The following is a 14585-nucleotide window of genomic DNA, read 5'->3' on the forward strand; positions in this document are numbered from 1 at the left end:
GGGAGGTGAGGGAGAAGGGGCGTGGGTCGGGCGGTGCCCGCCTACACCCGCAGCACGGAGAGTTCCACGGGGGTCGGGGTGTACGGGGCCGGGGCGCGGGCCCGGGTGCCCGGCGGCGGCTCGGCCGGCAGCGCGCCCGTCGCCGCGGGCAGCCCCCACGGGGCGAGGCCGGGCGCCTGGTCGTGCGCGGAGCGGGAGCGGGCGGGAACGGCCGGCTCGCCGTCGTGGTCGCGGAGCTTCCCGCAGCCGGGGACCGGGGTGTCCGCGCCGGCGGTTTCGGCCACCGGGGCCGGTGACGTGTCCCGCACGCCGGACGTCGCCGGCGCGGACGCCACCGAAGCGGAGGGCGCCGAAGCGGAGGAAGCCGGTACGGAGGGAGCCGAAGCGGAAGGCGCCGGAGCCCCGAGCGCGGCTGCCGGGAGCGCCGCCGGTCCGCACAGCAGTCCCACGACGACCGCGATCAGCGCGGTGAGGCTCCACCACTGCGTACGGGACACGGGACCGGGCCTTTCTCGCGGAAGCGGCGGTGACGGAGCGTTCGGCTGCCCGAAATGGTACGTGCCGCGTGACGCAGTCCGCGCGAAATGAGGTCGCCACTCCGTGGGCCCGGGTGAGATCCTGGGAGCCGTATGTCTACTTCCTTCGCCGATCTCCAGTCCCAGCTCGGACAGCTCTCGCTCCGTGACGCGAACCGGCTCGGCCGGCGCCTCGAAGGAGCGCGCCGCATCCGCAAGCCCGAGGCCCGCCAGTCCGTGCTGGACGAGATCGCGGCCGAGGCGGGCAAGGCGGCCGAACGGCTCGCGGCGCGCGCGGCCCGGCTGCCGGCCCTGTCGTACCCGGAAGAGCTGCCCGTCAGCCAGAAGAAGGACGAGATCCTGGAGGCGATACGCGACCACCAGGTCGTGATCGTCGCCGGGGAGACCGGGTCCGGCAAGACCACGCAGATCCCGAAGATCTGTATGGAGCTGGGGCGCGGCGTCCGGGGCATGATCGGGCACACCCAGCCCCGGCGGATCGCCGCCCGCACGGTCGCGGAGCGGGTCGCGGACGAGCTGAAGACGCCGCTGGGCGAGACGGTCGGCTGGAAGGTCCGCTTCACCGACCAGGTGAACCCGGAGTCGACGTATCTGAAGCTGATGACGGACGGCATCCTGCTCGCCGAGATCCAGACGGACCGCGAGCTGCTGGCGTACGACACGATCATCATCGACGAGGCCCACGAGCGGTCCCTGAACATCGACTTCCTGCTCGGCTATCTGGCCCGGCTGCTCCCGAAGCGCCCGGACCTGAAGGTCGTCATCACCTCGGCGACCATCGACCCGGAGCGGTTCGCCCGCCACTTCGGCGAGGCGCCGATCGTGGAGGTCAGCGGGCGGACGTATCCGGTGGAGGTCAGGTATCGCCCGCTGCTGGAAGAGGACAGCGAGGACTCCGACCGGGACCAGATCACCGCGATCTGCGACGCCGTGGACGAGCTGGGCCACGAGGCCCCCGGTGACGTCCTCGTCTTCCTCTCCGGCGAGCGCGAGATCCGGGACACGGCGGACGCGCTGAACAAACGCAACCTCCGGCACACCGAGGTGCTCCCCCTCTACGCGCGCCTCTCCCACGCCGAGCAGCACCGGGTGTTCCAGCGCCACACCGGACGCCGCATCGTGCTGGCGACCAACGTCGCCGAGACCTCGCTGACCGTCCCCGGCATCAAGTACGTGATCGACCCGGGCAACGCCCGGATCTCCCGTTACAGCCACCGCACCAAGGTCCAGCGGCTGCCGATCGAGCGGATCTCCCAGGCCAGCGCCAACCAGCGCAAGGGCCGCTGCGGCCGTACGTCGGACGGTATCTGCATCCGGCTGTACTCGGAGGACGACTTCGTCACCCGGCCGGAGTTCACCGACCCGGAGATCCTGCGCACCAACCTGGCCTCCGTCATCCTCCAGATGACCGCCGCCGGGCTCGGCGACATCGAGAAGTTCCCCTTCATCGACCCGCCGGACCACCGCAACATCCGCGACGGCGTGCAGCTCCTCCAGGAGCTGGGGGCGCTCGATCCCGGTGAGAAGGATCCGAGGAAACGCCTGACGCCCCTCGGCCGGAAGCTCTCCCAGCTGCCCGTCGACCCGCGCCTGGCCCGCATGGTCATCGAGGCCGACAGGAACGGCTGCGCCCGCGAGGTCATGGTCATCGCCGCCGCGCTCTCCATCCAGGACCCGCGCGAGCGGCCCTCGGAGAAGCAGACCCAGGCCGACCAGAACCACGCCCGGTTCAAGGACGAGACGTCCGACTTCCTGGCGTATCTGAACCTCTGGGCCTACGTCCGGGAGCAGCAGAAGGAGCGCGGCTCGTCCTCGTTCCGCCGGATGTGCAAGCAGGAGTACCTCAACTTCCTGCGCATCCGCGAATGGCAGGACATCTACGCGCAACTGCGGACGGTCGCCAAGCAGATGGGCATCACCGTCGAGGAGCCCAAGGCGGAGGCGTCCATCCCCGAGCAGGCGGTGCACACCTCGCTGCTGGCCGGGCTGCTGTCGCACATCGGGCTGAAGGACACCGAGAAGAACGAGTACCTGGGCGCGCGCAGCGCCAAGTTCGCGATCTTCCCCGGGTCGGCGCTGTTCAAGAAGCAGCCCCGGTTCGTGATGTCGGCGGAGCTGGTGGAGACCTCCCGGCTGTGGGCGCGGGTCAACGCCAAGGTCGAGCCCGAGTGGATCGAGCCGCTGGCCGGGCATCTGCTGAAGCGCACCTACAGCGAGCCGCACTGGGAGAAGGATCAGGCCGCGGTGATGGCGTTCGAGCGGGTCACCCTCTACGGGGTGCCGATCGTCGCTCAGCGCAAGGTCAATTTCGGTCGTATCGACCAGGAAGCCTCGCGGGATCTGTTCATCCGCAACGCCCTGGTCGAGGGCGACTGGCGCACCCACCACCAGTTCTTCCATGACAATCGCAAACTCCTCGGCGAGGTCGAGGAGTTGGAGCACCGGGCGCGCCGCCGCGACATCCTCGTGGACGACGAGACGCTGTTCGACTTCTACGACCAGCGGATTCCCGAGCACGTCGTGTCCGGGGCGCACTTCGACTCCTGGTGGAAGAACAAGAAGCGCGAGGAGCCGGACGCGCTCGACTTCGAGCGCTCCATGCTCATCAACGAGAAGGCCGGGGCCGTCACCAAGGACGACTACCCGGACTCCTGGCGGCAGGGGAAGCTCAAGTTCAAGGTGACGTACCAGTTCGAGCCCGGTGCGGACGCGGACGGCGTGACCGTCCACGTACCGCTCCAGGTGCTCAACCAGGTCACGTCCGAGGGCTTCGACTGGCAGATTCCGGGGCTCCGCGAGGAGGTCGTCACCGAGCTGATCCGCTCGCTGCCGAAGCCGATCCGCCGGCACTACGTCCCCGCGCCGAACTACGCCGACAAGTTCCTGGACCGGGCGGTCCCGCTCCAGGAGCCGCTGCCGTTCACCCTGGCGCGGGAGCTCCAGCGGATGGTCGGCGTGCCGGTCACGGCCGACGACTTCGACCTCTCCCGGGTGCCGGACCATCTGAAGATCACGTTCCGGATCGTCGACGAGCGGCGGCGGAAGGTCGCGGAGGACAAGGACCTGGAGGCGCTCAAGCTCCAGCTGCGGCCGAAGGCCCGGCAGGCGCTCTCCAAGGCCGCCGCGGCGACCGCGGGGCCCTCCGGGGAGTCCATCGAGCGGTCGGGCCTCACCGACTGGACGATCGGGGCGCTGAACAAGGTCTTCGAGACCCGGCGGGCCGGTCAGCCGGTCAAGGCGTACCCGGCCCTCGTCGACCAGGGCGACACCGTGGCCGTGCGCCTCTTCGACACCGAGGCCGAGCAGCAGCAGGCGATGTGGCGCGGCACCCGGCGGCTGATCATGCTGAACATCCCGGTGCACCCGGCGAAGTTCGCCTCGGACCGGCTCTCCAACCAGCAGAAGCTGGCCCTGTCCCGTAATCCGCACGGTTCGGTCCAGGCCCTCTTCGAGGACTGCGCCACCGCCGCGGCCGACCGGCTGATCGCCGCGCACGGCGGGCCCGCGTGGGACGAGAAGGCGTTCCGGACGCTGTACGACAAGGTCCGCGCCGATCTGGTGGACCTGACCGTCCGCACGATCGACCAGGTGCAGCAGATCCTGGCCGCGTGGCAGGCCTGCGAGCGCCGGCTGAAGTCGACGAACAGCCTGACACTGGTGGCCAACGTCACGGACGTACGGGATCAGCTGGCCCGTCTCGTACCGCCCGGTTTCGTTACGGCCACCGGACTGCGCCGGCTGCCGGACCTGATGCGCTATCTCGTGGCGGCCGACCGGCGGCTCCAGCAGATGCCGACGGCCGTCCAGCGGGACACCACACGGATGGCGAAGGTCCACGAGATGCAGGACGAGTACGCCTGGCTGCTCGAACAGTTCCCGCAGGGCCGGCCGGTGCCGCAGGAGGCGCTGGACGTCCGCTGGATGATCGAGGAGCTGCGGGTCAGCTACTTCGCCCACGCGCTGGGCACCGCGTTCCCCGTCTCGGACAAGCGGATCGTGAAGGCGATCGACGCCCTCGCACCCTGACGCACAGGCACCGGCGGGGCCCGGCGGGCAGTGACGGAACCACCACCGGAAGTGAAGTCGACCTGGGCCTCCCACCTCCTGTACAGTCTGGTTTCGCAGCAAGCCGCAAGGCAAGCGGCGAAAACCTGGTCCTGTGGAGCAGTTTGGAGTGCTCGCCACCCTGTCAAGGTGGAGGCCGCGGGTTCAAATCCCGTCAGGACCGCAGTAGAAGAAAGCCCGGATCGTTTTCGATCCGGGCTTTCTCGCGTCTTGACGCGGACAACCGCCACCGGTACCCCGGAGAAGCAGAGGCCGCCGATGCTTCTCGGCGTTCCTCGGCGTTCCTCGGCGCTCACGGCGGGGGACGGCCGGCTCACCAGGAGGTGGCTCGTATGTCCGCGTCCACAGCACGGCACGAGATCCGCGCACTGCTGCGCGCCCACCTGGCGGCCGCTTCCGCCTTCCGCCACCTCACCCGGGACTGCGCGGTCTGCCACCGCCTCCTGCGCCTCGCCATGGAGCCCGGGGGCGACACGGAGCGCGGAGCGCCCGAAGGCCCCTCCAGCGCCCAGCAGGGCCCTTCCGAGGCCCCGCAGGGCGCCTCCGAAGGCCGGCGGTCCGCCGGACGGCCCGACGGGAGCGAGGCCGGGGCCGAAAGACCCTCCACGACATGACCATCGGCCGGATGCTTCCGCCTCCGGTCAGTGGCAGGCTCGAAGTTGGCAAGCATCAGATGGTGTGACGGTAGTCACCGAACCAGTTTTCAGACCGGGGGTTTTTACACCTCCCCTACAACTGGTGAATTTAATATGTGCAATTGCACGGGGGTGACCGGCTCGCGGAGACCGATCCGTCCGGGGCTGTCCCACCGCGTCCGGGACGCTCACCCACACTCCCGCACAGACCCGCTCACAGACCCACGAACGCCCCCGTCGGCGCCTGAAAGCCGACCGACCGCGCGGTTCTGGTTCGGCCGCCCCCGAGGGCCGGGAGAGGGCCGGGAGGGCCCGGAAAGGCGCCCGGAGCGGCCGGCGGAGGCCCGTTCGGGCACAAAAAAGATCGCGCTGGACCCGGCGGAGTCCAGCGCGATCGACACGACGGCACCCGTAGGACACAGGTATGACGCCCGTTGGGGCAGGCGTCCGTCGAGTGGAGCCAAGGGTGGGCGGCTGGGGTTGGGGGACCTTTCAGCTGCCCGGATGGTGATGCTGTGCTGCTGTATTGCCGTGCTGCTGTATTGCTGCGAGACGGGGTGTGTCAGGCCTCGCTGCGCTGCTGCGGAATACCCGCAAGCAGTGCGCGGACCTCAGCCTCGCGGTACCGGCGATGTCCACCGAGCGTGCGGATGGACGTGAGCTTGCCAGCCTTGGCCCAACGGGTGACCGTCTTCGGGTCCACGCGGAACATCGTGGCAACCTCAGCCGGGGTCAGCAGCGGCTCGGCATCAGGGGTGCGAGCGGTCATGAGCGGCCTCCTCGGGAGAACCGAACCTTCTCGGTTCTTTCCTCTAAATTCTGCACCTTGACCCGCGTTGCCCGAAATGGCGGACGCGGGCCGAGTCGGTTATAGGACGAACGGCTTGTCCTCGGCACTACAACTACACCATCCGTCCAGCCACGTCGGCCAAACCGATGGAATTGCCCTCCCAGGTGTTCATCAGCGACGGAAGCCGATGGACCATGCCATAGCGGACAGTCACGCCCCAGTAACGATCAGTCACAGAGCGATCAGGAGTCGTCAGACCCCCCATAGGGTGCAATGTCGAGCATCCTGCCCTTACTTGGACAGAAGGAGCCCTCCCCGGACTCCTTGTCCTATTTTGGCATGAGGAGTAGGGATAGACGCAAGGGCCCCGTTAGTGCTGTCCATCACGCTTGAGGCAAAGGCCCGGTTCAGGACGTAGGTCCTAGGCCCGGCGAAGTACGCTTCCGCCCCACACATCACACGCGCCACACAGGACGCAGGTTCACGGCCCGTCAACTGTCCGTCGAGCACGTCTTCGTCGCCCACCGTCGCCCTCCGTCGAGGCGACCCGGCTTCCCCTCCCTCCGTACGCCCCGGCCCCGCGGCCGGCCCGCCGGCCTCCCGGCCGTCCTGGATGAAGGATGCCCCGGTTCCGTCACCTTGATGCCGCTGTGGGCCTTTTCACGTCAATTGGTGAACTGGAGATCCCGGACCGCCCGCCAGCGCTCCGCGAGACGCGCGTACGCCTCCCCCGCGCCGTCGCCGTCGCCGTCCCGCAGCGCGTCGAGCCCCTCCGCCACATCCGCCGCGGACCGGTCCCCGGCGAGCCGCTCCGCCGGCAGCGCGTGCACGAGGCCCCCGTAGTCCAGCTCGACCAGGGAGCGCGGATGGAACTCCTCCAGCCAGCGCCCCACGTCCACCAGGCCCTCGGTCAGCGGCCCTTCGGGCACGTTCTCGCGCAGCGTCCGCAGCGCCCGGGCCAGCCGGCGGCGGGCCTCGACCATCGGGGTGCGGTAGCGCAGCACGGGTGCCGCCCGCTCGCCGTCCGCCGCCGCGTACTCCCGCTCCTCGTCGCGGAACAGGACGAACCAGCGCACCGGGACCTGCCACACCGTGGTGCGGATCCAGGGCCTCGCGTCCGGGTGGAGCCGCCGCCAGCGCTCGTGATCCGCCGCGGCCTGGCCGCGCACCACGGCGGGCAGCACGGCGTCGAGCACGTTGGCCGGAAACATGCCCTCCAGTTCCTCCAGGGCCAGCCACCCCCGCAGCCTGGTGCGCCACGGGCAGACGCACACCACCCCGTCCAGCTCCGCCACGAACGCGTCGCCGCTCTCGTGCACGGGCACCCCGACCGGCGGCGTCGACGCCAGGTCGGCCAGCGAGCGACGCAGTTCGTCCTGGGCGGTGGGCAGGTCCTCGCGCCGCGCGTAGCGCGCCCAGTGGCTCCGCTCGGGCTCGGCGAACGCGGCGAGCGGCTCGTAGATCCGGAGGTAGGACGTGTAAGGGACGAGCACCGAAGACACCACCGACATGCAGCGCATCGTGTCACGGCGGTACACCCACGGGCCTCTCGTTCGGATCAGGTCGGATCAGGGAGCCCGACCTGATCCGAACGGGAGGCCCCAGGGGGTGATCCTCCCGCGCGGGGGCGGATCCGCGCCGCCGGAGGACTTACGCTCTTGCCCATCGGACCGGCCGTGCCGGTCGGTCCGGGGTCCTCCCCACCCCCAGGAGGGCCTCCGCCGCTTCGTACTTGGGAGTCACCACAGTGACCGATGTGACTAACGGCGTCCTGCACACCCTGTTCCACTCGGATCAGGGAGGCCACGAGCAAGTCGTGCTCTGCCAGGACCGTGCCACCGGCCTCAAGGCCGTCATCGCCCTCCACTCCACCGCCCTGGGCCCGGCCCTCGGCGGCACCCGCTTCTACCCGTACGCCTCCGAGGCGGACGCCGTCGCCGACGCGCTGAACCTGTCGCGCGGCATGTCGTACAAGAACGCCCTGGCCGGTCTCGACCACGGTGGCGGCAAGGCCGTCGTCATCGGCGACCCGGAGAAGATCAAGAGCGAGGAACTCCTCCTCGCCTACGGCCGGTTCGTCGCCTCGCTCGGCGGCCGGTACGTGACCGCCTGCGACGTCGGCACCTATGTCGCCGACATGGACGTCGTCGCCCGGGAGTGCCGCTGGACCACCGGCCGCTCCCCCGAGAACGGCGGCGCGGGCGACTCCTCGGTGCTCACCTCGTTCGGCGTCTTCCAGGGCATGCGGGCCTCGGCCCAGCACCTGTGGGGCGACCCGACGCTGCGCGGCCGCAAGGTCGGCGTCGCCGGGGTCGGCAAGGTGGGCCACCACCTCGTCGAGCACCTGCTCTCCGACGGGGCCGAGGTCGTGATCACCGACGTCCGCGAGGAGTCGCTGCGCCGGATCACCGATCTGCACCCCGAGGTCACCGTGGCGGCGGACACCGACGCGCTGATCCGCACCGAGGGCCTGGACGTCTACGCGCCATGCGCGCTCGGCGGCGCGCTGAACGACGACACCGTCCCCGTGCTCACCGCGAAGGTGGTGTGCGGCGCGGCCAACAACCAGTTGGCGCACCCGGGCGTCGAGAAGGACCTGGCCGACCGGTCGGTTCTCTACGCGCCCGACTACGTGGTCAACGCCGGTGGCGTGATCCAGGTGGCCGACGAGCTGCACGGGTTCGACTTCGACCGGTGCAAGGCGAAGGCGACGAAGATCTTCGACACCACGCTGGAAATATTCGCACGTGCGAAGGCGGATGGGATTCCGCCGGCCGCGGCTGCCGACCGGCTCGCCGAACAGCGGATGGCGGAGGCGCGCGCCCGCTGACCGGGCGCCCCTCGGCCACCGCTACGGCCCGCCGACCGGCGAGACAAGACTCACGCCGGTCGGCGGGTCGTACCTCCACAAGAGGTTAAAATCGCAGTTGACCAGGGAGGACGGAGCTCCTCGCTGGCCCTGTGCCGGGACCGGAATGCGGGCGGCGTACCGTATGGCCACGGAAGCAGGTACCGTTAAAGCTCTACGGGCACGGTCTCTCTGCCGAGAGTCCGTCCTGAAACATGAACGCGTGTCAAGACTCTGGGGCCGTCGAGCCCCGTCACCGAGGGGGTCGAGCCATGGGGCGCGGCCGGGCAAAGGCCAAGCAGACCAAGGTCGCCCGCCAGCTGAAGTACAGCAGCGGCGGGACTGACCTGTCGCGTCTGGCCAATGAGCTGGGCGCATCGCCTTCGAGTCAGCCACCGAACGCAGAGCCGTTCGAGGACGACGACGAGGAAGATGACCCGTACGCACAGTACGCGGATCGCTACAACCAGGACGATGACGAGGATCCGGACGATCAGTCCGGTCCGTCGTCACAGCGCCGCGGCGCTTGACCTCGCGCTGACACATCAACCCGGTCCGGGCCTGCCCCGGGCCGGGTTCTGTGTGTCCCGGTCCGGCTTCTCCCGTGTCGTGCTGCCGTGGTGCGCCGGGCGGGCTGCCGCCCCGCGCACCACGGCGTGACGGTGCCTAAGGGCTGTCCCGTGATCCCTGGCGGGCGTGCGACGACAGCTGCGGCACCTCGCCGCGTTGTCGGAACATCCCCATACATCCAGTATGCGGACGTCCCTCCGCCTTGCGATGCACCGCATCCGACGCCGCACGCTGATCCACCAGGGATGACGGGACAGCCCTTAGCGGGCGTAGTCGCCGGTCAGCTCGGCGCCCGTGGTGTGCTCACCGCGGTCGGTGATCTCGCCGGCGACCCAGGAGTCGACCCCGCGGTCGGCCAGGGTCGTCAGCGCGGCGTCCACCGAGTCGGCCGGGACGATCGCGATCATGCCGACGCCCATGTTGAGCGTCTTCTCCAGCTCCAGCCGCTCGACCTGACCGGCCTTGCCGACCAGGTCGAAGACGGCGCCGGGCGTCCACGTGGAGCGGTCCACGGTGGCGTGCAGGCCGTCCGGGATCACCCGGGCCAGGTTGTTCGCCAGGCCGCCGCCGGTGACGTGGCTGAAGCCGTGCACCTCGGTCGTCCGGGTGAGGGCCAGGCAGTCCAGGGAGTAGATCCGGGTGGGCTCCAGGAGCTCCTCGCCGAGCGTGCGGCCGAACTCCTCGACCTCGCGGTCCAGGGACCAGCCGGCCCGGTCGAAGACCACGTGGCGGACGAGCGAGTACCCGTTGGAGTGAAGACCGGAGGACGCCATGGCGATCACCGCGTCACCCTTGCGGATACGGTCCGGGCCGAGCAGGCGGTCGGCCTCGACCACGCCCGTACCGGCGCCGGCGACGTCGAAGTCGTCCGGGCCGAGGAGACCCGGGTGCTCGGCCGTCTCGCCGCCGACCAGGGAGCAGCCCGCCAGGACGCAGCCTTCGGCGATGCCCTTCACGATGGCCGCGACACGCTCGGGGTGCACCTTGCCGACGCAGATGTAGTCGGTCATGAACAGCGGCTCGGCACCGCAGACGACGAGGTCGTCCACGACCATGCCGACGAGGTCGTGGCCGATGGTGTCGTACACGCCCATCTGCCGCGCCAGGTCCACCTTGGTGCCGACGCCGTCGGTGGCGGAGGCGAGCAGCGGGCGCTCGTAGCGCTTCAGCGCCGAGGCGTCGAAGAGGCCGGCGAAGCCGCCGAGCCCGCCGAGTCCGGCGACCTCGGGGCGCTGGGTCTTCTTCACCCACTCCTTCATCAGCTCGACGGCACGGTCACCGGCTTCGATGTCGACGCCGGCCGCCGCGTAGGAAGCACCTGTTGTCTCAGACATGGCCTGGGATCTTTCGTGTGGAGATACGGGGCTGGTGGGGGATGCGGCGGCGCGTCCGGGTCACGGACGGCGCAGCGCGTCGGCCGCGGCGGTCGCCGCCGGGCCTGCCGCCAGCTCGGTCTCCAGCAGCTGCTTGCCGAGCAGCTCCGGGTCCGGGAGCTCCATCGGGTACTCACCGTCGAAGCAGGCGCGGCAGAGGTTCGGCTTGTCGATCGTCGTCGCCTCGATCATCGCGTCGATCGAGATGTACGAGAGGGAGTCGGCTCCCATGGAGGTGCAGATCTCGTCGACGGTCATGCCGTTGGCGATCAGTTCGGCGCGGGTCGCGAAGTCGATCCCGAAGAAGCAGGGCCACTTCACCGGCGGCGAGGAGATCCGGATGTGGATCTCGGCGGCGCCCGCCTCGCGGAGCATCCGGACCAGGGCCCGCTGGGTGTTGCCGCGGACGATCGAGTCGTCGACGACCACCAGGCGCTTGCCCTTGATGACTTCCTTCAGCGGATTCAGCTTGAGCCGGATGCCGAGCTGGCGGATGGTCTGCGAGGGCTGGATGAAGGTCCGGCCGACGTAGGCGTTCTTGACCAGTCCGGCGCCGAACGGGATGCCGCTGGCCTCCGCGTACCCGATCGCGGCGGGGGTGCCGGATTCCGGGGTCGCTATGACGAGATCCGCCTCGGCGGGGGCCTCGGCGGCCAGCCGGCGGCCCATCTCCACCCGGGAGAGGTAGACGTTGCGCCCGGCGATGTCGGTGTCGGGACGGGCCAGGTAGACGTACTCGAAGACACAGCCCTTGGGCTTCGCTTCCGCGAATCGGGAGGTGCGCAGGCCGTTCTCGTCGATGGCGACGAGCTCGCCCGGCTCGATCTCGCGTACGTAGCTGGCGCCGCAGATGTCGAGCGCGGCGGACTCGGAGGCGACCACCCAGCCGCGCTCCAGCCGGCCGAGCACCAGCGGGCGGATGCCCTGCGGGTCGCGGGCGGCGTACAGCGTGTGCTCGTCCATGAAGACGAGGGAGAACGCGCCCTTGACGTCGGGGAGCACCTTGGCGGCGGCTTCCTCGATGGTGAGCGGCTTGTCGTTCTCGTCGCGCTGCCCGGCGAGCAGCGCGGTCACCAGGTCGGTGTCGTTGGTCGCGGCGACCTGGGTGGCGCGGCCGTCCTTGCGCGGGAGGTCGGCGACCATCTCCGCGAGCTGGGCGGTGTTGACCAGGTTCCCGTTGTGGCCGAGGGCGATCGAGCCGTGCGCGGTGGCACGGAACGTCGGCTGCGCGTTCTCCCACACCGAGGCGCCGGTGGTGGAGTAGCGGGCATGACCGACCGCGATATGGCCCTGGAGGGAACCCAGAGACGTTTCGTCGAAGACCTGCGAGACCAGTCCCATGTCCTTGAAGACCAGGATCTGGGACCCGTTGCTCACTGCGATGCCCGCGGATTCCTGTCCGCGGTGCTGCAGGGCATACAGTCCGAAATAGGTGAGCTTGGCGACCTCTTCACCCGGAGCCCAGACACCGAAGACGCCACAAGCGTCCTGGGGGCCTTTCTCTCCGGGGAGCAGGTCGTGGTTGAGTCGTCCATCACCACGGGGCACGGCACCGAGTGTAGGCGAGATCGACCACTGGTCCGAATTGGGGACCGGTGGGCAAACCCACGGCGGTCCATGGGGAGCGGGCCCGCCCGCCGACCGGGGCGGGCGATTCGCGGGACTTCGGCCGGTGACGCTGCGTCACCGCCGGGTGGGCGGGGCAGACCCTGTCGGGCGGACGCGACGCTCACTTCCGGGCCAGGAGGCTGGTTACCGACGAGTAGGGCCGGTGTGGGCGTACGGGCGGCCGTGGCGCTCGGTGAACCTGCCCGATCATCGTCCCGGCCGCCGGCCGAACGCCCGTTTCGTGGTGAGCCTCACACCCCGGGGCGCGGTGGGGGCGCGTCGGCGGGTGAAGGCAGCCGTCCGCAGTTCGAGACCACCGTTGACAGGCCCATGCCTCGTTGGCAGGCTCCTGCCCCATGCAGCCCCTCGGTGATCTTTCGATCACGCTCGTGGAGCGCCGGCACGTCGATCTGGGACGTGTAGCGAGCGCCATCTGTCGCCGCGCCTGAGACTGCCGCACCTCCCGAACCCCCGCAGGGCCTCCGCCCCGGGCTCCGGCATGCGTGCACGCGTTCATCTTCCTCCCTCCTCCGCCCCCGCGGCCGGGTGAGCCCGTCCACGGGCCCCCGCCCGCCGGGACGTCGCGCCCACTGCCTCGCTCCGCGTCCTGCGACCGGTGCCCGAGGCCCTCCCAGGAGCCCTCATGACCTCTCGCGATGCCCACGCACGTGCCGACGGACGATCCGGTACGCCGCTGAGCCGCCGCGCCTTCACGACCGCGGTCGGCGCCACCGCCGTCACCGCGGCCGGAATACAGGCGGCCGTTCCCGCGGCCGCCGCCGGACCGGCCGCCGACGACGCGACACGGGAACGTCCGTTCCGTGCCGCCCGCGGCAGGCACGCGCGCCGTCCCAACATCCTCTTCATCCTCGGCGACGACCTCGGCTGGGCGGATCTCTCCTCGTACGGGTCTCCGCACATCCGCACACCCCACCTGGACCGGCTGGCGCGGCAGGGCGTGCGCTTCACCGACGCGTACGCGGGGTCGGCGACCTGCTCGCCCACCCGGTTCAGCCTCTACACGGGGCGCTATCCGGGACGGACGAAGGGCGGGCTCGCCGAGCCCATCGCCGACCGGTCGGTGGGACTGGAGCCCACCCACCCGACACTGGCCTCCCTGCTGCGCGGCGTCGGCTACGCGACCGCGCTGATCGGCAAGTGGCACTGCGGCTACCTGCCGGACTACAGCCCGACCAGGTCGGGCTACGACGAGTTCTTCGGCAACTTCGGCGGAGCCCTGGAGTACTACTCCAAGCTCGGCCTGGGGGGCGAGTACGACCTGTACGAGGGTGACGCCGAGTACAAGGACCTGCGGTACTACACCCGGATCCTCACGGAGCGCGCGAGCGAGTACGTACAGCGTGACCACGACGACCGGCCGTGGCTGCTCAACCTGAACTTCACCACTCCGCACTGGCCCTGGATCGCCGACGGCGACACGGAGGCGAGCGCCGAGATCGTCCGCCGGATCAAGGCCGGTGACCGCTCCGCCCTCTGGCACGCCGACGGCGGCTCGATCGAGAAGTACACGGAGATGGTCGAGGACCTGGACCGCTCGGTCGGCGAGGTGCTGAAGGCGCTGAAGCGGTCGGGGCAGGAGAAGGACACCCTGGTCTTCTTCGCCAGCGACAACGGCGGCGAGCGGTTCTCCTACAACTGGCCGCTCGCCGGCAGCAAGGGCTCGCTCCAGGAGGGCGGCATCCGCGTCCCCTCGGTGCTGCGCTGGCCCGCGCGCATCGAGGGCGGCCAGGTCAGCGACCTCCCGGTGTTCTCCCCCGACTGGACGGCCACCCTGCTGGAGCTGGGCGGAGCACGACCGGACCCCGCCCACCCGCTGGACGGCATCAGCCTCGCGGGATATCTGCTGCGGGGCGAGACGCCGAAGGAACGCGACCTGTTCTGGCGGGTGCGCGGCGAGCGGGCGCTGCGGCGCGGCGACTGGAAGTACTACCGGGGGAGGAGCGGGACCGACCAGCTGTTCAACCTGGCCGACGACCGGCGCGAGCAGGCCGACCGCGCGAAGGCCGCCCCGGAGCGGCTGGCCGAGCTGCGGGCGTCGTGGGAGAGGACGGACTCCGGCCTGCTCCCCTATCCGACGCGTTCCTGACCCGCCCCGCCGCCGTGGCGCCCGGCGGCCCCGCCCCGGCGGGCCGCTCGGCC

The 14585-nt window shown here is 70.3% G+C and carries 11 protein-coding genes and 1 tRNA gene; 7 read left to right on the forward strand and 5 right to left on the reverse strand.

The annotated features are described in order from the left end of the window. Positions 1-41: 41 nt before the first annotated feature. A complete protein-coding gene (locus tag OG245_RS17590) occupies positions 42-497 on the reverse strand; it encodes a hypothetical protein (protein WP_371624462.1) in 456 nt (151 codons plus the stop codon). Positions 498-629: 132 nt separating this feature from the next. Here OG245_RS17590 and hrpA point away from each other — a divergent pair, with 132 nt between their 5' ends. The 3 genes from hrpA to OG245_RS17605 all read left to right on the forward strand — a co-directional run bounded on the left by hrpA (position 630) and on the right by OG245_RS17605 (position 5215). Beyond that, positions 630-4562, forward strand: coding sequence for an ATP-dependent RNA helicase HrpA (gene hrpA, locus OG245_RS17595; RefSeq protein WP_371624463.1), 3933 nt, complete (start codon positions 630-632; stop codon positions 4560-4562). Positions 4563-4689: 127 nt separating this feature from the next. After that, positions 4690-4764, forward strand: a tRNA-Asp gene (locus tag OG245_RS17600). 169 nt (positions 4765-4933) lie between these two features. Beyond that, complete coding sequence (locus OG245_RS17605) at positions 4934-5215, forward strand: DUF6274 family protein (RefSeq protein WP_371624464.1); 282 nt, start codon at positions 4934-4936, stop codon at positions 5213-5215. Between the two features lie 583 nt (positions 5216-5798). On the opposite strand, the gene bldC is transcribed toward OG245_RS17605, so the two are convergent. Both bldC and OG245_RS17615 read right to left on the reverse strand, forming a co-directional pair. Then, positions 5799-6005, reverse strand: coding sequence for a developmental transcriptional regulator BldC (bldC, locus tag OG245_RS17610; protein WP_003949541.1), 207 nt, complete (start codon positions 6003-6005; stop codon positions 5799-5801). A gap of 686 nt (positions 6006-6691) precedes the next feature. Further along, entirely contained in the window at positions 6692-7537 is an 846-nt protein-coding gene (locus OG245_RS17615; protein ID WP_371624465.1) for a hypothetical protein, read from the reverse strand. A gap of 236 nt (positions 7538-7773) precedes the next feature. Here OG245_RS17615 and OG245_RS17620 point away from each other — a divergent pair, with 236 nt between their 5' ends. Both OG245_RS17620 and OG245_RS17625 read left to right on the forward strand, forming a co-directional pair. Further along, positions 7774-8856, forward strand: coding sequence for a Leu/Phe/Val dehydrogenase (locus tag OG245_RS17620; RefSeq protein ID WP_371624466.1), 1083 nt, complete (start codon positions 7774-7776; stop codon positions 8854-8856). 290 nt (positions 8857-9146) lie between these two features. Next, positions 9147-9404, forward strand: a complete 258-nt coding sequence (locus OG245_RS17625; RefSeq protein ID WP_371624467.1) for a DUF3073 domain-containing protein — start codon at positions 9147-9149, stop codon at positions 9402-9404. Between the two features lie 300 nt (positions 9405-9704). On the opposite strand, the gene purM is transcribed toward OG245_RS17625, so the two are convergent. After that, positions 9705-10778 carry a phosphoribosylformylglycinamidine cyclo-ligase gene (gene purM, locus OG245_RS17630; RefSeq protein ID WP_073799725.1) on the reverse strand — a complete coding sequence of 358 codons (1074 nt, stop codon included), beginning with the start codon at positions 10776-10778 and terminating at the stop codon, positions 9705-9707. A 60-nt stretch (positions 10779-10838) separates the two neighbouring features. Then, on the reverse strand, positions 10839-12365 hold the full coding sequence (gene purF / locus OG245_RS17635; RefSeq protein WP_015610115.1) for an amidophosphoribosyltransferase: 1527 nt from the start codon (positions 12363-12365) through the stop codon (positions 10839-10841). A gap of 416 nt (positions 12366-12781) precedes the next feature. Here purF and OG245_RS17640 point away from each other — a divergent pair, with 416 nt between their 5' ends. Next, entirely contained in the window at positions 12782-12874 is a 93-nt protein-coding gene (locus OG245_RS17640) for a putative leader peptide (protein ID WP_350827157.1), read from the forward strand. A 194-nt stretch (positions 12875-13068) separates the two neighbouring features. Continuing rightward, positions 13069-14532, forward strand: a complete 1464-nt coding sequence (locus OG245_RS17645; RefSeq protein WP_371624468.1) for a sulfatase-like hydrolase/transferase — start codon at positions 13069-13071, stop codon at positions 14530-14532. Positions 14533-14585 lie beyond the last annotated feature (53 nt).

The organism is Streptomyces sp. NBC_01116 (assembly GCF_041435495.1).
In the GTDB taxonomy this organism is placed as follows: Bacteria; Actinomycetota; Actinomycetes; order Streptomycetales; family Streptomycetaceae; genus Streptomyces.

Excerpts from the sequence above, each read along its gene's own strand:
- OG245_RS17640 (WP_350827157.1), top strand. The coding sequence starts at position 12,782 with ATGCAGCCCCTCGGTGATCTTTCGATCACGCTCGTGGAGCGCCGGCAC.
- OG245_RS17645 (WP_371624468.1), top strand. The coding sequence starts at position 13,069 with ATGACCTCTCGCGATGCCCACGCACGTGCCGACGGACGATCCGGTACG.
- OG245_RS17605 (WP_371624464.1), top strand. The coding sequence starts at position 4,934 with ATGTCCGCGTCCACAGCACGGCACGAGATCCGCGCACTGCTGCGCGCC.
- purM (WP_073799725.1), bottom strand. The coding sequence starts at position 10,778 with ATGTCTGAGACAACAGGTGCTTCCTACGCGGCGGCCGGCGTCGACATC.
- hrpA (WP_371624463.1), top strand. The coding sequence starts at position 630 with ATGTCTACTTCCTTCGCCGATCTCCAGTCCCAGCTCGGACAGCTCTCG.
- OG245_RS17625 (WP_371624467.1), top strand. The coding sequence starts at position 9,147 with ATGGGGCGCGGCCGGGCAAAGGCCAAGCAGACCAAGGTCGCCCGCCAG.
- OG245_RS17615 (WP_371624465.1), bottom strand. The coding sequence starts at position 7,537 with ATGTCGGTGGTGTCTTCGGTGCTCGTCCCTTACACGTCCTACCTCCGG.
- bldC (WP_003949541.1), bottom strand. The coding sequence starts at position 6,005 with ATGACCGCTCGCACCCCTGATGCCGAGCCGCTGCTGACCCCGGCTGAG.